This window comes from Edaphocola flava, assembly GCF_004118155.1.
Lineage (GTDB): Bacteria > Bacteroidota > Bacteroidia > Chitinophagales > Chitinophagaceae > Edaphocola > Edaphocola flava.
Genome location: NZ_SAIQ01000004.1, coordinates 202,969 through 220,765, shown reverse-complemented (window position 1 = coordinate 220,765; position 17,797 = coordinate 202,969). Strand labels below are relative to the sequence as shown.

Genomic DNA, 17,797 nt, shown 5'->3' with positions numbered 1-17,797 from the left:
AACACCCATACCGACCGGGAAACCACCGGTATGGGTTATCTACTACTTAACAATATACACTGATGCTCAAACCATACTACCTGTTACCTATAGCATGTTGCCTTTCTTTTAATGCAGTGGCGCAGTACACCCATTCTGTGCAGCTCAGCACTAACCTGTATGCCAACTTTTTCAACCCTGAAAAAGAGCCGTTCGGACCAGTAGTTTTATTTGATGCGCATGAATCCGTTCCGGAGTTAAGTTATACCCTGGGCAAGGGTAAACAAGGACTGGAAGTATATTACAACTATTATTTCCGCAAGTACCATAACATGGAATACAGTGAATTATCCAATGGTGGTATAGCTACCATCAGCCGGACACTGATCGGCATCAATTATCACTATAAGGTCTATCAGTCAAAGCACTGGGAGGTTAGCCCCTTTGCCGGTATCAATTATGGCTGGTACACCTCAGATGTGGTGAGCGGTTGGGTAAATAATGGTTTCTTTTATGAACCGGTCATGGATGCGGCATCGAAAGATATCAGCACGGCAGGCCTGCAACTGGGCATTAACCTGAAGGCCTTTGTGTGGAAGGGATTGTATATCGGTACTAACCTTCGCTATACCACCGCCCCCTGGGCCGAAAGTAAATATTACCGCAGCAGTCTGGTGTGGAACGCAGGTATCGGTTACCGGTTCTGAGTAAGTATATTTCTGATTAATAAACAATCGGGGTGCCACTTCTGGCACCCCGATTGTTTATTAATGATCTGTTTGTATGAAACAATGGTATAGAGCACATAAAACTAAGATCGCTTAATGAGTCGGAGCAGGTAATGTCCCGAATCTGTCCCGGATAAATGCAGCAGGTAAAATCCGGCAGGAAGTGCCGATAAATCAAGCCCCTGATCAGTGGCACCAATCATACCATCAAGCACATGTTGCCCTGTATAGTTCAATAATTCGTACCGCGTATAAATAAGTTTGTCCTGATGTATCATACACTTATTATTTGCAGGATTTGGATATATACTTACACTATAGTCAGATGAAGTACCTTTTATCCCTGTACTGCCGGCAACTGTCAATATCTGCGAGACGCTTTCCGTACACCCATTTACACCAGAGACAGTGAGCGTTACCGTATAGGTTCCGGGATTACTGTAGACATGTACCGGATTCTGTACCGTACTACTCTGCCCATCACCAAAGTCCCAGGATACCTGTGCTGCATTAGCCACATTACTATTAAACGTAATACTCAAACCGGATGATGCATAGCTAAAAGCTGCATGCAGGTTATATGTGTTGATGCGCCAATCGGTAAGATGTTGGAGCACAACGGTATCCGCAATGCTGTACAATTTGGCTGCAGTATCGGCAACCAGATTGGCATGATAAGCCGATCCGGAAACTGTATCCTGAAAAATAGCGGCATAAGCAGCCGCGGCAATCAGCAAGGAACCATTAGCACTGGGGTGTATGTCATTGTAACTGCCATGCAACAGCAGATTCTGATGCATAGCATAATAGGCACGGGCACACTCCCCGGCAGGGATCATCTGCACCTTTAAGGAATCGGCCATTTTACTGATCGAATCCCGGATCATAGTCTGCACTGCAAAATAATTATTGTATGCACTTGCCGAAGGCACTCCATAAGGGATTTCATACAGGAATACACGGGAGCATGGGCTATAATGATATACCGAATCCAGCAGCTTTCTCCCCCGCTCGATGGTTTCATTAACCGTGGCTGAAGCCCCGGCCGATTCGGAAGTGCCCGGCTGCAGCACCACTACATCCCAGGGTGCATCGGCAAATAAGTTCCAGACATTCTGATCACTCACATGATTGACAAAGCCTGAGCCACCAGGTGCATAAAACCGTACCGATACCGGCTTGCCTTTTTCTATGGCTATAGAGCGGAACATATATGGCATATCGTTAAAATAGGTCATACTATTCCCGATAAACAATACACGCAGACTATCTGCTGCCCTGGATGGAGCAAAGGAGAGGAGCAGAATACTCCACAAAAAAAGAAAACGTTTCATGACTTGAAGGATTACGCATCAAATATAATTATATAATTTTCAATACATATTATAAAAACAAATTCCAGTATTTCTCAAATCCATAATACCCTATTCTAATTACTAAATACGGCTGGTCATTTGCAATGGTGAACAGTCAATAAAAAAGCGGATACAATAATGTATCCGCTTCATATTAATAGCTTACAGTAAGTCCGGCACCAAAGCCCATATCGCTGTCATAATGCGCCGACAGGGCAAAGTTGCGGTGTATGATGTACCGCAGTCCGGCCATATACTCTTTATCGGTGTTTACCATAAAGCTCATTCTCAGCCTTTTGGCCAGTGGTATATCTTCCCGCATCAGCTGCAGGCGCAGGTTACCATCCTGGTATACCTCTGCCTGAAACTGGACCAGCATGGGCAGTGTATATTGTACCCCGAGACTGAGCATAGCCCGGTTATCTTTGGTATTGGTCTGCCCGAAGAGGTTACGCTCCACCTCATGATGGCCCATTTTGCGGTAGCGCCAGTCGAAGCCGACAAAAGGCATAAGCCATTGCATACGGCCGATATAGCGGCCCAGGTGGGTCTCTGTTTCATAGCCATGCATGGAATTATAGCCAAGTCGCCATTCGGTGCCCAGGCTCCAGCGGGTATTCTGCAACATGAACATACCATCATTACCATTGCTGGCAAAGTCATTCTCGGCCATAAAGTGCGGCATACGATCATCCATATACAACATGCGCAGGGCCTTTTTGGGCTCAGGCAATAATGGATTAGGTGTAGCGGGTGTATAGCTGAAGATACGGCCCATGCCACTCATCATATGATACAGAATGTGGCAGTGAAAGAACCAGTCACCTTCGGCATTGGCATGAAACTCAAGCGTATCCGTTTCCATAGGCATGATGTCAATCACGTTCTTCATGGGCGCATAAGCTCCCTGCCCATTCAGTACACGAAAGTCGTGCCCGTGCAGGTGCATGGGGTGTCGCATCATAGAGTTATTGTATATCACCAGCCTCAGGTTTTCCCCTTTCCGGATCAGTATTTTATCGGTTTCTGATACCACTTTATTGTCCAGGCTCCAGACATAGCGGTTCATATTACCCGTCAGCTCGAAGGTGAGGGTACGTACCGGCCCATCGGGCAAGGTAGTGGGTGCAGTGGCCTTCATCATGGCATAATTCAGGGTTACGATACCCGGTTTCTTTGCCATAGGCTGCTCACCATGACCTTCATGTGCCGAATGATCCATCTGCTGGCTTTTACCACCAGCATGCATCACCTCGGGATACATGACCATATTCATATCCATCTGGTTCAGGCTCATGTTCATACCCATATCCTTCATGTCTCCGTTCATCTTCATCATATCATTCATCATCTTCATTCCCTCAAAATAACGAAGCCTGGGCAGCGGACTGATCAGTTGCCTGATTCCATTGCCTATATACATAGAAGCAGACTGGGTGCGGTCTTCAGTCGTAGCCAGCAGCTCATACGATAAACCCTCCTGCGGAATGGTCAGGACGATATCGTACGTCTCTGATACTGCAATGATCAGTCGATCTACATCAACCGGTTCAATATCATTGCCATCTGTAGCCACAACGGTAATTTTACCCCCGGCATAGCGCAGCCAGAAGTAAGAAGATGCTCCTCCGTTGGATATCCGCAGCCTGACTTTATCACCGGCCTTCAAGGGCTGCTGATTGTATTGATCGAACTGTAGTTCGGTTTGGCCGTTCAGCAATACCTTATCGTAATACACATCGCTGACATCCATAGCCAGCATGCGCTTCCATTCATTGCCGAATTTTACGCCTAGCTTGCCCTCCTGCGCTGCTTCTGCATAGCTCTGCACAGCATTCTTACGCAGGGCAAACCAGTCATTGGCATTGTGCAGCATACGGTGTACATTCTCCGGTTTCATATCGGTCCACTCACTTAAGATCACAGGCATAACCGGCAGATCATCAATCCCTTTTCGCACAGTCTTATCTCCCTCACGTTTATGAATGATGAAGCTGCCGTACATACCGATCTGCTCCTGCAAACCGCTGTGGCTATGATACCAGTGGGTGCCGTTTTGTATGAGCGGAAAGCGGTATACATGTGTTGTGCCCGGTGCTATGGGCATCTGGGTGAGGTATGGCACTCCATCCTCTTTATTGGGCAGAAATAAACCATGCCAGTGTAAAGAGGTAGACTCTTTAAGCTGATTATGGACCCATATCTCGGCAGTATCTCCTTCGGTAAAATGGAGGTCCGGCATGGGTATCTGGCCATTGACAGCAATGGCGCGCTTGGCCTTTCCGGTAAAGTTAACAGTGGTATCCTGTATATACAGGTCGTAGCGGACTACTTTTTGTGCCCAGGTGCTGCATGCACTCCATAGTATGATCACAAATAAGCAGCCACTCCAAAAATGTCTTTTTTGCATGTGTTCTTATTTAGGTTATGATCTATTCTATAGTTGCTGCTACACGGCCACAGGTCAGCATCTGGCTGCCATAATACGGATTCTGAATCTCTTTTTCCTTACTGATCCAGTTTGCCCCCTTGCCATTATTATACATGGGGCAGAACTGCCAGTACAGGGGTTCTGTCAGTTCCATAGCCTGCACGAGTGTGTACATGTGCTGAGACAATTCCATAAACACACGGCGTTGCTTCGCCACATCTTTACCGGCGGCCATCACTTTGCTTTCTGCGATCAGTTGCTCATACACCTTCATCCAGGCCATATGCTCTTTCTCGCCAAGGCTGCTCATCGAAATGCCTTCCAGGGTTTTCTGCAAGGCTGCAGCCTGTTGTTGTACTGCTGCTCCGTCTGACTGTACCAGCGCATCTTTTACGGCCAGGTAGTTGTTCAGCACCGGTTGCAGCAGGCTTTGGTTTTGTATCTGCTCATGTGCTTTATGGTCCTGCATCTGATGCTGCTGCGCTGCTGGTTGTACTGCTACAGCACGCTCATATTTACAACAGCCCGGTAAGGCTGCATAGACATCGTCCGGTGCGCGGAAAGAGGGATTGTCATAACCCGCCAGGGCTATTTTCTTCAATACTGCATCTGCCGATGTGCGGCTGCTGTCGAAGGTTATGGTGGCGATTTTGGTATCCTTGTTCCAGTTTACGGAGGATAATTGTTTGGCGCTACCCGCTTTTTGAATGGTGGCTGCGCACATATCGCAATTGCCGGAAACGGGTACTGTAACTTGTTTGGAGTGTTTGAACTGCTGTGCAGATGCGGATACGGGCAGCAGGAATAGGATTAATGCTGCAATCTTTATGATAGATTTCATTGTTGGAATATTTAATGATGAATTAAAAACATGATGTGTTCCTTACAGAGCACATGTATGGCTGTACAACAAGAAATCTTATATTTTAGGGGGTAACCAGCAGGAGTAAAAGCCGGCGGACAGGTACGATTGATCAGCAACGGCTATAGCCGCCAGGTCCTGCCAGTATTGTGTTACAAAAGACAGATCATAAGCCTCGGTCAGTGAGGTGTCGAAGCTGCTGCGTACAGAGCCGGAACAAGTACAGGAATGTCCGCTGCAATGTTTACAATCGGCATGCTTTACCTTACGGTCTTTGTGGCAACAAGAATGTTTTTCCACACTGCTCTTATGATGCTGTAGTTTTTGGGTGGTACAGGATTTTGAGTTTACTGCTGAGGCACAGGCTTTACTCACCCGTGGGGTGAATAAAAGACCAATGCAGCAGAGCAGTATGTACAATATCCTGTTTTTCATTAATGTTACAAATGTAATGTAATTTCTGACCAGCCTTGTATTTGATACCTTAAATTGTTCTTAAGATATCCTTATCTCCTGAACCGGAAAAAGTGATTGAGCGGATGATGCTGCCCTTTCAAATAGGCTGAAAGCATCTTCATACCGGTTACGGAAAAGGTAATACCATTGCCCCCGAAACCTAATACAAAATAGGCATTCTTAAAATCGGGATGTGTGCCTATATAAGGCAATCCATCTTTTGTAGCACCGAATGTACCTGCCCAGGTAAAATCTGTACGGAGTTCATAATCAGGCATTAGGCGCTCCAATTGCTTTCTCAGTTTAGCCTCCTTAGCCGGGATCAGGTGATCTCTCTTCTGTGCATTTACAAAGTCTTCATCCCCGCCACCGATCAGCAGCCGGTTATCATCTGTAGTGCGCATATACAGGTAAGGATCAGCCGTGTTCCAGAACAGGGTATCTTTCAGGGTATTGCCCTCATTGGCTTCGAAACACTCTCCTACCATTGCATAGGTGGACAACAGGCGAACGAATGATTCCTTAATGATCTCTGTACTTTCGTACCCGTTACAGTACACAATCTTCTGCGCTTTGATCTTCGTGCCATATTCGGTAAGGGCTTCTATGCCGTTACGCTTATAACGCACTTCTTCAATATTGGTCTGGTCATAAACCTGTAATCCCTTAGCTCTGTTGTGCTGTAAAAGATCATGGGTAAGCCGGAATATATCTACACTGGCACCCTGTTCAGAAAGAATGCCTCCGTATGCATGATGCATTTCGTATTCGGAAAGGATTACCTCTTCGGAAAGCCAATGCACCGGAAAGCCATATTTATGTCTTGCTTCAAACTCCTGCTCCAGCCAGGGCAGGTCTTTTTTAAATGCGGCAAAGTACAGAGATTGTTTTGCCTCAAAGCCGCAATGCGAACGAATGGAGGCTGCAATCTCACCCAGGTGCCCGATTGCTTCAAAACAAGCCTGGTAACTGGTCACGGCTCCTTCCTCACCGATCATATCGATCAGGCGGTATAAAGGCGTATCTATTTCGTACTGTAACATGGAGGTAGAGGCAGAGGTGCTACCATGAGCAATCTCGCGCCGGTCGGTAAGGATAACCCTGTACCCATCCTGTATACATTGATGGGCTATGAGGCTTCCGGTAATGCCTCCTCCGACAATAAGGATGTCGGTTTCGAAATCTTGCTTCACCGATGGGTAAGATGCTATGATCCCGTTTTTCACCAGCCAGAATGGCTCACTGGATTTGAGTTTCATAACCTGTAGTTTTGGGTAGTATCAGTTCAGGGGTAATAAGTTCTACTCAAATTTAAACAATTTCGGGCAGTTATCTGTGTTAAAAAAGAATGATAATGGATGATTCCCAGTGCCCTGGCAATCGTTCATAGTACACGAGCAATTGTTCATAGTACACGAGCAATCGTTCATAGTATACGTGCAACTATTGCTAATACCCTAGCAAGGATTCTTAGTACCCTGGCAAGGATTGCTAATACCCTAGCAATCATTCATAATACCCTAGCAATCATTCATAGTACCCTGGCAAGCGTTCATAGTACACGTGCAACTATTGCTAATACCCGAGTAATGGTTGCTAGTTGACGGCTAATACCTGAAACACACGCATCAGGAACCATCGCTTCGTCCTATCGACTGAAGCGCAGCGGAATGGAGATATCTCCTTTTGCACTAAGATATTTAGATTTCTCGAAGACACTTCGCTCAGCTCGAAATGAGGGGAAGAATGGCGCGTGCACTAGCTGATAAATACTTATTTAAAACAAATCGTCCGGAGCAAATGCTCCGGACGATTTCATAATAGTATAAACTGAAATCCGCATGTAGTCAACTATTTATTCGTCCTTTTGTCCGGCAACAAAATGGCTATCGCTGTGATGCAAACAATAAGCGATCCGTACCGTACGGATCGCTTAATAACGGCCTTATAAATCCGGCGTTAATAAAATCATTGGCTCGGTCGATTCAGTCGGAAACCACTGTTTGAGCGCAGCGAGTCTGGTTTGCGACCGACCGACACCTTGATTTTTAGCCAGGGATTTATACAGCCTTGATTTTTTGTTTCTTTTGTATCAAGACAAAAGAAAATAGCAAAACTGATACCAAGTAATGGGCGCGCACATATCAGAAACCATGGCTTCGTCTTATCTACCGGAGCGCAGTGGAATGACGGGAAGAACGGCACATGAGAGGGCGCGTGCGCTAGATGGCAAGAGAATACTTCATTAAAAAAGTCGTCCGGAGCAAATGCTCCGGACGACTTTTTTAATAGTATAATATGACTAAGATTACATTCTGTTTACCGTTTTCAGGTTTTCCAGCATGGCTGCTGTCATTTTATCCAGGTCAAATTCTGTTTTCCAACCCCAGTCTTTTGCCGCTTCGCTGTCGTCAATACTGTTCGGCCAGCTATCTGCGATCTGCTGACGGAAGTCAGGAGCGTAACTGATCGTGAACTCAGGAATATGTTTTTGAATAGATGCTGCGATCTCTTTAGGGGAGAAACTCATACCGGACAGGTTATAAGACATCCTGTTTTTGATAGATTCTTTTGGTGCTTCCATCAGTTCGATTGTCGCACGGATGGCATCATCCATATACATCATCGGCAGGTAAGTATCTTCGCTCAGGAAACACTCATAAGATTGTTTCTTTAATGCTTCGATATAGATGTCGATTGCATAATCTGTAGTACCACCGCCCGGAGCTGATTTCCAGCTGATCAGGCCAGGGTAACGCAGGCTGCGCACATCCAGTCCGTATTTGTTGAAGTAATACTGACACCATAACTCACCGGCATACTTACTGATACCATAAACCGTAACCGGCTCAATAACAGTCTTTTGTTCTGTGTTATCTTTAGGAGTGGTGTTACCAAATACTGCAATAGAGCTAGGCCAGTACAGTTTGGCTACCTTATGCTCCACACAGATATCCAGTATATTCATCAGGCTCTTCATGTTGATATCCCAGGCCCACAGCGGGTTCTTCTCCCCTGTTGCAGACAGGATAGCAGCCAGTAAATATATCTGAGTGATCTTTTCTTTCTGTACCAGCAGAGACACTGCGTGCGAGTTCATCACATCCAGTTCTACAAACGGACCACTATTTGCAAGTAAGGCATGCGGTTCGCGAATGTCAGATGCAATTACATTATCTGCACCGTATTTTTCTCTTAATGCTAATGTCAGTTCTACGCCGATCTGTCCGCCGGCACCGATCACCAAAATTTTCTCCATATAATAATATGATTATCCGTAAGGTTTACGAATGATTGAGTATTAGTTTAATTTATGTTTTTTGATCAGGTTCAGGAAATCGTCAAACAGGTAACGGGAATCGTAAGGGCCAGGTGTACTTTCCGGGTGATACTGTACCGAGAAGGCTGGTTTGTTCTTGATACGAATACCTTCGATAGAACCGTCATTCAGGTTTACGTGAGATACTTCAACAGTATCAGCATGTTCTTTGATGGATTCCTGATCTACACCAAAACCGTGGTTCTGCGTAGTGATCTCGCTGCGGCCGCTGATCAGGTTTTTCACCGGGTGGTTCAGACCTCTGTGACCGTGGTGCATTTTGAAGGTTTTGATACCATTAGCCAGGGCCAGTAACTGGTGGCCTAAGCAGATACCAAACATTGGTTTACCGCTGGCCAGGATGTCCTGTACGGTTTTGATCGCATAACCCATAGAGGCAGGATCGCCGGGACCATTGGATACGAAGATACCATCCGGGTTAAAGGACAGCAGATCACCGATACCGGAAGTAGCCGGGAATACTTTTACATATACACCTCTGTCGGCAAAACATTGTAACATGTTGCGCTTGATACCGAAGTCCAGCACCGATACACGGATCGGGGCATCTTCGCTACCGAAGGTATACGCTTCTTTGGTGCTGACACCAGAAGCCAGGTCCAGACCTTCCATTTTAGGAATAGCCTTCAGTGCTTCCTGCAGCTGTGCAATGTCTTCATGTTCAGAAGAGATCACACAGTTCATAGCACCTTTGGTACGTACGTGCTGTACCAGTGCGCGGGTGTCCACATCCTGGATGGCAACGATGCCGTTTTCGATCAGGTAGTCACTTAAAGAACCGGTTGCCATCATTCTGGAATAACGGGCAGTGATATTTTTACAGATCAGACCTTTGATCATCACTTTCCCGGATTCTACATCTACGTCATTCACACCATAGTTCCCAACATATGCTGTATTCATAATCAGCATTTGTCCGGAATAAGATGGGTCGGTAAATACTTCCTGATAGCCAGTCATACCGGTATTGAAGCAAAGCTCCCCTCCGGTCGTTCCGATTTTACCAAATGATTTTCCTTTGAATAAGGTACCGTCTTCTAATAACAAGTAAGCCGGTCTTTCGATGTTAGCTTGTTGGGGCATAAATAATTAAATAATGTAATGCGGGAATGTGGTAATATCTACCGGGGTGCAAATATACTCATTAATAAATTGTTTCTCGTATTTTGTATCATTTCATTAACAAATTATTCTGCAATTTCTTAGTTATATTGCAAGTTTAAGCTTGTATTACATTCCACAACCATACAAATACTACCATATGATAAACAGATATATACTGGGCTTCACCTTCTTGGGATTAAGCCTTCCGGCCCTGGCAACAGATAAGAAAAAGGACAGAAACAATGCTGAAGACAATACGCTGACGACCAGTGCTCCTATAGTAAATTCTGCACCTACTGAGGTGTATACACCATTGTCTACCAGTGGCAAATGGACTGCACCTAAATTACCAAAGAGTATTGCATTTGCCGGCGAGGCTACCCCGCTCAGCCGCTGGGATGTAAAGGAAAGACTGGACCGCGAATTGCTGTTTAATGCTTATATGCACGGCAGCACCATATATATATTAAAACTGGCCTACCGCACCTTCCCTACTATCGAGCGCATTCTTAAAGCCAATGGCCTGCCGGAAGATTTTAAATATCTCTGCGTGGCAGAAAGTGCCCTGTACAACCAGGTGTCCAAAGCCGGAGCAGCCGGTTACTGGCAATTCCTGAAAGGTTCCGGACAGCAATTCGGACTGGAAATCACCGATGAGGTAGATGAGCGCTACGACCTGGAACGGTCTACAGAAGCCGCCTGCCGCTACCTGAAACAGGCTTATACCAAATTTGGCAACTGGACTGCAGCTGCAGCTTCTTACAATATGGGTATGGGCGGATACAGTAATTACAGCAGTCAGCAATACGAGACCAATTATTACAACCTGCTGCTGCCGGAAGAGACCAATCGCTATGTATACCGCATCCTGGCATTGAAGTACATCATTTCCAACTCAGACAAACTTGGCTTTGTGATCGAGAAAGACGATGTGTATCAGCCCATTGCAGGCCGTACCGTTGAGGTTGCTAACTCGATTCCCGACCTGGCGGCATGGGCCAAGCAAAACGGCAGTACGTACCAGCAGATCAAAATGGCTAACCAATGGCTGCGCAGCAAGTCACTGACCGTACGTGCCGGAAAAACATACCGTATATTAATACCCAACAGCTAAAATCCAGTTGCAGCAACGCATAGACCCAGTATTTTTGTGTTATCTGCCTGATATATGCTACATTTGCCAATACAAAGTGAGTCTCCTCTACAGGGAGAAAAAATGAAATATGAAAAGATTCTGGTTACTGATTATTTGTATTCTGTTTGGTATTCAGAGCTTTAGCCAGCAAACCGCAGCTAAAAAAGTGTACCATCCGGAAGCTGATGCCAGCAAAGCGATTGCCGATGCAAAGAAAAGTGCTGCAAAAAACAAAAAGCATGTTATGATTTTTGTCGGTGGCAACTGGTGTACCTGGTGCATGCGACTGGATCGTTTTCTGAATGAGAACGACACTCTGAAAACCTTTCTGAATGAATATGAAGTAGTTCATGTGAACTATAGTAAAGAAAATAAAAACGAAAAGGTGCTGCATTCCCTGCAGGAGCCTCAGCGATTCGGCTTTCCGGTTATTGTTATCCTCAATGAAAAAGGGCAACAGATTATGACCCAGAATACTTCATTTCTCGAACAGGGAAATGGGTATAGTGCAGAGAGAATAGCCGATTTCCTGAAAATATGGACTTATAAAAAGATTAATCCTTAATACATTTTGAGCTTTAACAACAACAGCAACAGCAAGAATACCACCAGTAATTATCGCAATCAGCGTACTTCTGTACCTAAAAGCCGTTTGATTATCGGGCGCAAACCCCTCATCGAGGCATTAAATGAAAGTACAGATATTGAAAAGATTTTTATCTTAAAAACGGCTACCGGCGATGAGATCGGTACGATCAAGAACCTGGCCAAGAAGCGGGACATTATGGTAAGTTATGTACCTACAGAAAAACTGGACCGTTTTACCAAAGTCAATCACCAGGGTGTGGTGGCTATTGCAGGCCTGATCACTTATCAGCCATTGCAGGGCGTGATAGACCTGATCGTGGATAAGGGCGAGACCCCTCTCCTGGTTGTACTGGATGGTATTACCGATACCCGTAATATGGGTGCCATTGCCCGTTCGGCTTATGGCTTTGGTGCACATGCAATTGTCGTGCCAAGCGCTAATAATGCGGCTATTACGGAAGATGGTATCAAAACCTCTGCCGGTGCCCTGGAGAAAATCGCGATCTGCCGTGTTGCCTCTGTACAACAAGCAATTGATACATTACGTTTAAACGGTATCATTGTGATTGCAACCAGTCTGCAAACCGAAACAATGCTGAGCGATGTGGATCTGAAAGCACCGCTGGCTGTAGTAATGGGTGCAGAAGATACCGGTGTGAGCAATTATGTGTTAAAAACAGCAGATCACCTGGTGAAAATACCTATGTCTGAACATTTCGATTCCCTGAACGTTTCTGTTGCAGCCGGCATCATGATGTATGAGACATTCAAGCAAAGACAGTAAAACAGTCTACTTTTTATGAAAAAGCTATTCGCGTCTGTAATTATTTTAATAGGTATCATCGCAGTATTCAGTTCCTGCGAGAAAGAAGTCAACTTCAATCTCCCTACCGACATTACTGAAAAACTGGTTGTAGAAGGCCGTATTGAAGCAGGTCAGCCTCCGTTTGTATTGCTGACCAAAAGTCTGGGCTTCTTTTCCAAAATAGACCTGGGTAATCTGCAAAACTCTTTTATACACGGCGCTACGGTAAAAGTCAGCGATGGCACCCGTACGATTCAGTTAAGAGAGTATAATATTGATACGCTGAATAACCGCTACTCTTTTTATACGGTGGATACGGCTAATCCAGCAGATCTTACCTTTTTGGGTGTGCAGGGAAGATCATACAAGTTAACTATTGATTATCAAGGCAAAATACATGAAGCCTCAACTTTTATTCCGCATGTAAAAGCCCTGGATTCTATCTGGGCAGAACAATTGCCGGAAGTGGTAGACAATAACCCTGATTTTCGACAGTTAAAAGCCCGTTATACCGATCCTGATACGCCGGGCAATAGTGTACGTATATTTACAAGCCGCAATAGCGAGGGATACCTTACCGATCGTTTTTCGACATACAATGATGATATCATTAACGGCACCTCTATAGATATAGATATTTCTAATGGTATTCAACCTATGGATACTTTTAATTTCATGACGTACCGTTACTTTGAACGAGGCGATACTGTTACCGTAAAATGGTCAGCGATTGACCGCACCACCTATACTTTCTGGCAAACCCTGGAGTTCTCAATAGGCACAACAGGTAATCCGTTCAGTACCCCGATTAAGGTAGGCAGCAATGTTTCCAACGGCGCACTGGGTATTTGGGCAGGGTATTCATCAGCATACAAAACACTGATTATAAACTAAAAATTAACACTATCTAAACCTATAATGCAGATAGAATCATATATCGACCATACGATACTAAAACCGTCAACGACGATTAGCGAAGTAGAGCAACTCTGCAATGATGCTATCAAGTATCAGTTTGCGGCAGTATGTGTGCCTCCCTTTTATGTGAAAGCGGCGAAGCAGATACTACTGAATACTCCGGTAAAGGTTGCTACGGTAATCGGCTTCCCATTTGGCTACAGCAGTACCAAAAGCAAGGTGCAGGAAGTAGAAGATGCACTCGCCGACGGTGCAGACGAGATTGATATGGTACACAACCTGGCTGCCCTGAAGAATGGCGACTGGGATTTTTTATCTAAAGAAGTTGCCAAAATATTAGTACCTATAAGACTGAATGACAAAGCATTAAAGGTAATTATCGAAAGTGGAATACTGACTGACACTGAAATTATACGCTCCTGCGAACTGTATGCCAAACATCATGTTGATTTTGTAAAAACATCTACAGGATATGCTGAAAAAGGCGCCAGCCTGGAGGCCGTTCAACTGATGCGGGCACATCTTCCAGAGTCGATTATGATCAAAGCTTCAGGTGGCATCAGAACTTATGAAGATGCAGCAAAATATGTGGCAGCAGGGGCCAGCCGTATCGGCGCATCGGCCAGTGTGCAGATTGCTAAAGAACAACGCAAAAACATGTAATTATGAAAAAACTACTTTATCTAACACTATCATTGCTATTGATTGTTAATAAATTAGGATATTCTCAAGATAAAAAATCCGGCAATCAGCCTCCTAAGGCTGTGAGCACGGGTAAGATGATAGGTCCGGAGATGCCTGGTGCACAAAGTTCCAAACCATCGGCACCGCCGCCATCGACACAGGCGCCAAAGGAGCAGGCCCCGCAACAGCAAAGCCTGGAGAGTGTAGATCATTATACTGAAGAAGGTGGTACATATACTGTAAAGCGAAGAATATCAAACGTTTCCAAAGGCTATCGCATCCAGATATATAGCGGTCCGGATCGTGAAAAAGCCAAGGCTGTAAAGATTGGCTTTATGAAGCGCTTCCCTTCTGTACGCTCTTACATTACCTATGCATCACCATATTACAGAATACGTGTAGGTGATTTCCGCAGCCGCCAGGAAGCCGGCGAATTCTATCGCTACCTGGGACAAAGCTATACGGTAATGATCGTTCCATCGCTCATCAATAACCGCATTCCGCCCAAACCGGCAGGCTTACCGGGCACAAACCTGAATACAGGTACTTCTTCTAAAAACGATTCGGCACATTAATACACATGAAAGAAGCCATCCATTCCAAGGCACAGGCATTAAACAATTACCTTATCCAGACCAGGAGACATTTACATGCACACCCTGAGCTTTCTTTTGAAGAGCAGGAAACTATGGAATATGTCTGCAGCCAACTCAGCGAAATGGGCATTCCTTTTGAAAAAGGCATTGCCGGTACCGGTATTGTCGGCTATATTCGTGGTAATGATCCGGAACGGAGTTGTATAGCTCTGAGGGCCGATATGGATGCGTTACCAATTCATGAGCAGAATGAGGTGCCATACAAAAGCACCAATGAAGGAGTAATGCATGCCTGCGGACATGATGTACATACCACCTGTCTTTTAGGCGCTGCACGCATTCTCAATGATATTAAACAAGAGTTTTCAGGAACGGTAAAACTGATCTTTCAACCGGGCGAAGAGCAAAGCCCCGGCGGCGCCAGCCTGATGATTAAAGCCGGTGTACTGGAAAATCCAAGACCTTCAGCTATTGTAGGGCTGCACGTTTTCCCGGAATTACCCGCAGGAACAGTAGCTTTCCGACCTGGTCAGTATATGGCCAGTGCAGACGAAATTCATATTACCATTAAGGGAAAAGGTGGCCATGCTGCCCTTCCGCATAAAACCATAGATCCGATTACGATTGCGGCGAACCTTATTGTTTCCCTGCAGCAGATCGTATCCCGCCGCTGCAACCCGCTAACGCCGACGGTGCTTACTTTCGGTAAGATCTCGGGAGGCATGGTAACCAATGTAATACCAGAAACAGTAGAAATCCTGGGTACCATGCGCACCTTCGATGAACCCTGGCGCAAAGAGGCGCTGGAATTACTCAAAAAGGTATGCGAAGATACCTGCGCGGCCTGGGGGGCAACAGCTGAGGTACACTTCCCTGACGGCTACCCTAGCCTGTATAACGATCCGGAACTGCATGATATGGTAAAGACCGAAGCAATCAATTACCTGGGTGCAGAAAAGGTGGGAGACCTGGATATGCGCATGACTGCCGAAGATTTCAGCTTCTACAGCCACGAAATACCCGGATGTTTTTATCGCCTGGGTACTAATAAAGATAACCAGGAGTTTACCTACCCGGTGCATCATGCCCGCTTCGATATTGATGAATCAGCTTTGATTACTGGTGCTGGATTGATGGCCTGGACGGCTTACCGATATTTGAGCAGATAAAGTAAACTAAGTATCCACTTAAAGGAAACAAAGTTTAGCATTATAATTTAAGTAGCCTATATATCTTTTGCTACCTTTTGCCTTGATGCAAAAGGTAGCGCCAAAAAATCAAGGCTGTATAAATCCCTGGCTAAAAATCAATGTGTCGGTCGGTCGCAAACCAGACTCGCTGTGCTCAGACAATGGTTTACGACTTTATCGACCGAGCCAATGATTTTCTTAACGCCGGATTTATAAGGCCTTTCGAGCGATCTGTACTGTACGGATTGCTTGTTGTTTTCATCACAGCGATAGCCATTTTGGAGTGGAGATGCGATCGTTGAGCAGCGAACGCATCACACATTAAGCTCAGACGATCAATGCACGCAACGGTACAAAATGGCGGTGCCCCGCAATCGCCTTGATGAAAACAAAGGCATTTTTGGTCCTTTTGTTGCCGGACAAAAGGACGAAGAAAATAGTTTACTATATGCGTATAATCAGTTAATTGTAAAGGCTGCGTTACCACGCAGCCTTTATTAGTATGAAGAGTATTCTATACACATAGTATTAATTTACAGCACAATTTGCATTCTATCTAAAGTATAAATTTTGCCTATTGAGCATTTCGGATCATATCTCGCACCTCCATCAGGGCAAAGCCAAGTAGATTTAACCCATTCCAACATTTGGGATTTTCAGCTTTCTCACTATCAGCAGTCAGTCCTATACCCCAGATGCTGTCAACAGGACTCGCTTCTACTAAAACCCTGTCTTTTGTATTAAGTAAAAAGTCTTTCAGGCCCTCATCCTGTGTGAATTTCTCGAAGTTTCCTTTCAAAACTATTTCAAATCGTTTACTGTTCCAGGTAGTATCATCAAAATTGCGCACTTTCCTGCCCAAAGACTTTGCTTCTGCGGGAGATTTTGCAAGAATTATTTGCTCATAATTTTCTTTGTCGTCAAACAAAAGTGCTTTTTGTGCCATCATCCAATGCTCGGCAGTGTTATATTTTACTTTGTCAATGATAAAAGGTGATATCCACCATTGACTAAAACAGGATGATGTCAATTCGCCACTTTTACTTTTCTGGTGTCCCCAGAAAAATAAATATTTTGCTCGCGTTCCTTTTTCAACATTGTTTATGAGCCAGTCCAGATTGTATGTCATCTTATAATTCTCTTATTTAAATACTCGTTTATTAATTGAAGCAAAATTATCTACTTTCTATCTTTAATTGTAAAAACATCACTGCATTTTGTACAGTAGTGCTAAAAAAAACAATAACGGCTATGCAACCGCATAGCCGTTATTTAACACAAACCACTAATTACCAATTAACTAAACTTGTGTATATAATGTAAATCTGTAATTATTCTTTAAAGTGCAATCCCTCTTGTTCCAGCGCACCTATAAAGATCGGGATACTGGCTTTGCCAATGCCATGCCAAGACAGCACTTCTTTAAGACAATAAGCCGACAAGGCGCTGGCGTTATGTATATTATGGCTTTCCAATGCTCTCCTTGCCGGGGCCGACAAGCGGGATAAAAGCCCCTCTTCCGGCCGGGATAGTTCGGCACATTTAGGACATACCGGGCAGTCGCTGCTTTTCTGAAAGCGATGCCCCATCTCACATGTTTTCCAGATTATCGTAGCCATAATATAG

Annotated in this window: 17 protein-coding genes; 8 read left to right on the top strand and 9 right to left on the bottom strand. The window is 44.9% G+C overall.

The features are described 5' to 3' along the window. The first annotated feature begins 62 nt into the window (after positions 1–62). A complete protein-coding gene (locus EMP01_RS13160) occupies positions 63–686 on the top strand; it encodes an outer membrane beta-barrel protein (RefSeq protein ID WP_129022015.1) in 624 nt (207 codons plus the stop codon). 104 nt (positions 687–790) lie between these two features. Here the strand turns inward: EMP01_RS13160 and EMP01_RS13155 are convergent, their stop codons facing one another. From EMP01_RS13155 to carA, 7 genes are all read right to left on the bottom strand, one after another. Further along, a complete protein-coding gene (locus tag EMP01_RS13155; protein WP_129022014.1) occupies positions 791–2,041 on the bottom strand; it encodes a PKD domain-containing protein in 1,251 nt (416 codons plus the stop codon). A gap of 175 nt (positions 2,042–2,216) precedes the next feature. Next, complete coding sequence (locus tag EMP01_RS13150; protein ID WP_129022013.1) at positions 2,217–4,472, bottom strand: multicopper oxidase family protein; 2,256 nt, start codon at positions 4,470–4,472, stop codon at positions 2,217–2,219. Between the two features lie 22 nt (positions 4,473–4,494). After that, on the bottom strand, positions 4,495–5,334 hold the full coding sequence (locus EMP01_RS13145) for a DUF3347 domain-containing protein (RefSeq protein ID WP_129022012.1): 840 nt from the start codon (positions 5,332–5,334) through the stop codon (positions 4,495–4,497). 78 nt (positions 5,335–5,412) lie between these two features. After that, positions 5,413–5,790, bottom strand: a complete 378-nt coding sequence (locus EMP01_RS13140; RefSeq protein ID WP_129022011.1) for a hypothetical protein — start codon at positions 5,788–5,790, stop codon at positions 5,413–5,415. Between the two features lie 71 nt (positions 5,791–5,861). Continuing rightward, on the bottom strand, positions 5,862–7,070 hold the full coding sequence (locus tag EMP01_RS13135; RefSeq protein WP_129022010.1) for an NAD(P)/FAD-dependent oxidoreductase: 1,209 nt from the start codon (positions 7,068–7,070) through the stop codon (positions 5,862–5,864). 1,049 nt (positions 7,071–8,119) lie between these two features. Next, on the bottom strand, positions 8,120–9,070 hold the full coding sequence (locus EMP01_RS13130) for an NAD-dependent epimerase/dehydratase family protein (RefSeq protein ID WP_129022009.1): 951 nt from the start codon (positions 9,068–9,070) through the stop codon (positions 8,120–8,122). Between the two features lie 42 nt (positions 9,071–9,112). Next, positions 9,113–10,234, bottom strand: a complete 1,122-nt coding sequence (gene carA / locus EMP01_RS13125) for a glutamine-hydrolyzing carbamoyl-phosphate synthase small subunit (protein ID WP_129022008.1) — start codon at positions 10,232–10,234, stop codon at positions 9,113–9,115. Positions 10,235–10,412: 178 nt separating this feature from the next. Between carA and EMP01_RS13120 the strand changes: the two genes are divergently transcribed. The 7 genes from EMP01_RS13120 (at position 10,413) to EMP01_RS13090 (ending at position 16,150) form a co-directional block, all read left to right on the top strand. Then, positions 10,413–11,369 carry a lytic transglycosylase domain-containing protein gene (locus EMP01_RS13120; protein ID WP_129022007.1) on the top strand — a complete coding sequence of 319 codons (957 nt, stop codon included), beginning with the start codon at positions 10,413–10,415 and terminating at the stop codon, positions 11,367–11,369. Between the two features lie 109 nt (positions 11,370–11,478). Then, positions 11,479–11,955: a thioredoxin family protein gene (locus tag EMP01_RS13115; protein WP_129022006.1), complete on the top strand. Its 477-nt coding sequence runs from the start codon at positions 11,479–11,481 to the stop codon at positions 11,953–11,955. A 6-nt stretch (positions 11,956–11,961) separates the two neighbouring features. After that, entirely contained in the window at positions 11,962–12,762 is an 801-nt protein-coding gene (gene rlmB / locus EMP01_RS13110; protein WP_129022005.1) for a 23S rRNA (guanosine(2251)-2'-O)-methyltransferase RlmB, read from the top strand. A 15-nt stretch (positions 12,763–12,777) separates the two neighbouring features. Beyond that, the gene (locus EMP01_RS13105; RefSeq protein WP_129022004.1) at positions 12,778–13,677 is read left to right on the top strand and encodes a DUF4249 domain-containing protein; all 900 of its coding nucleotides are present in this window, start codon (positions 12,778–12,780) and stop codon (positions 13,675–13,677) included. Between the two features lie 24 nt (positions 13,678–13,701). Further along, positions 13,702–14,364, top strand: coding sequence for a deoxyribose-phosphate aldolase (deoC, locus tag EMP01_RS13100; protein WP_129022003.1), 663 nt, complete (start codon positions 13,702–13,704; stop codon positions 14,362–14,364). A 2-nt stretch (positions 14,365–14,366) separates the two neighbouring features. Further along, a complete protein-coding gene (locus EMP01_RS13095; protein ID WP_129022002.1) occupies positions 14,367–14,960 on the top strand; it encodes an SPOR domain-containing protein in 594 nt (197 codons plus the stop codon). 5 nt (positions 14,961–14,965) lie between these two features. Continuing rightward, complete coding sequence (locus EMP01_RS13090) at positions 14,966–16,150, top strand: M20 metallopeptidase family protein (protein ID WP_129022001.1); 1,185 nt, start codon at positions 14,966–14,968, stop codon at positions 16,148–16,150. A 595-nt stretch (positions 16,151–16,745) separates the two neighbouring features. On the opposite strand, the gene EMP01_RS13085 is transcribed toward EMP01_RS13090, so the two are convergent. After that, positions 16,746–17,300 carry an NADAR family protein gene (locus tag EMP01_RS13085; protein WP_129022000.1) on the bottom strand — a complete coding sequence of 185 codons (555 nt, stop codon included), beginning with the start codon at positions 17,298–17,300 and terminating at the stop codon, positions 16,746–16,748. Positions 17,301–17,502: 202 nt separating this feature from the next. Continuing rightward, positions 17,503–17,790 carry a helix-hairpin-helix domain-containing protein gene (locus EMP01_RS13080; RefSeq protein ID WP_129021999.1) on the bottom strand — a complete coding sequence of 96 codons (288 nt, stop codon included), beginning with the start codon at positions 17,788–17,790 and terminating at the stop codon, positions 17,503–17,505. Positions 17,791–17,797 lie beyond the last annotated feature (7 nt).

What these genes read in the sequence shown, in the direction of transcription:
- EMP01_RS13080 (WP_129021999.1), bottom strand. Translation starts at nt 17,790, where the DNA reads ATGGCTACGATAATCTGGAAAACATGTGAGATGGGGCATCGCTTTCAG.
- carA (WP_129022008.1), bottom strand. Translation starts at nt 10,234, where the DNA reads ATGCCCCAACAAGCTAACATCGAAAGACCGGCTTACTTGTTATTAGAA.
- EMP01_RS13105 (WP_129022004.1), top strand. Translation starts at nt 12,778, where the DNA reads ATGAAAAAGCTATTCGCGTCTGTAATTATTTTAATAGGTATCATCGCA.
- EMP01_RS13115 (WP_129022006.1), top strand. Translation starts at nt 11,479, where the DNA reads ATGAAAAGATTCTGGTTACTGATTATTTGTATTCTGTTTGGTATTCAG.
- EMP01_RS13095 (WP_129022002.1), top strand. Translation starts at nt 14,367, where the DNA reads ATGAAAAAACTACTTTATCTAACACTATCATTGCTATTGATTGTTAAT.
- EMP01_RS13155 (WP_129022014.1), bottom strand. Translation starts at nt 2,041, where the DNA reads ATGAAACGTTTTCTTTTTTTGTGGAGTATTCTGCTCCTCTCCTTTGCT.
- EMP01_RS13150 (WP_129022013.1), bottom strand. Translation starts at nt 4,472, where the DNA reads ATGCAAAAAAGACATTTTTGGAGTGGCTGCTTATTTGTGATCATACTA.
- EMP01_RS13145 (WP_129022012.1), bottom strand. Translation starts at nt 5,334, where the DNA reads ATGAAATCTATCATAAAGATTGCAGCATTAATCCTATTCCTGCTGCCC.
- deoC (WP_129022003.1), top strand. Translation starts at nt 13,702, where the DNA reads ATGCAGATAGAATCATATATCGACCATACGATACTAAAACCGTCAACG.
- EMP01_RS13160 (WP_129022015.1), top strand. Translation starts at nt 63, where the DNA reads ATGCTCAAACCATACTACCTGTTACCTATAGCATGTTGCCTTTCTTTT.
- EMP01_RS13090 (WP_129022001.1), top strand. Translation starts at nt 14,966, where the DNA reads ATGAAAGAAGCCATCCATTCCAAGGCACAGGCATTAAACAATTACCTT.
- EMP01_RS13120 (WP_129022007.1), top strand. Translation starts at nt 10,413, where the DNA reads ATGATAAACAGATATATACTGGGCTTCACCTTCTTGGGATTAAGCCTT.
- EMP01_RS13140 (WP_129022011.1), bottom strand. Translation starts at nt 5,790, where the DNA reads ATGAAAAACAGGATATTGTACATACTGCTCTGCTGCATTGGTCTTTTA.
- EMP01_RS13085 (WP_129022000.1), bottom strand. Translation starts at nt 17,300, where the DNA reads ATGACATACAATCTGGACTGGCTCATAAACAATGTTGAAAAAGGAACG.
- EMP01_RS13130 (WP_129022009.1), bottom strand. Translation starts at nt 9,070, where the DNA reads ATGGAGAAAATTTTGGTGATCGGTGCCGGCGGACAGATCGGCGTAGAA.
- EMP01_RS13135 (WP_129022010.1), bottom strand. Translation starts at nt 7,070, where the DNA reads ATGAAACTCAAATCCAGTGAGCCATTCTGGCTGGTGAAAAACGGGATC.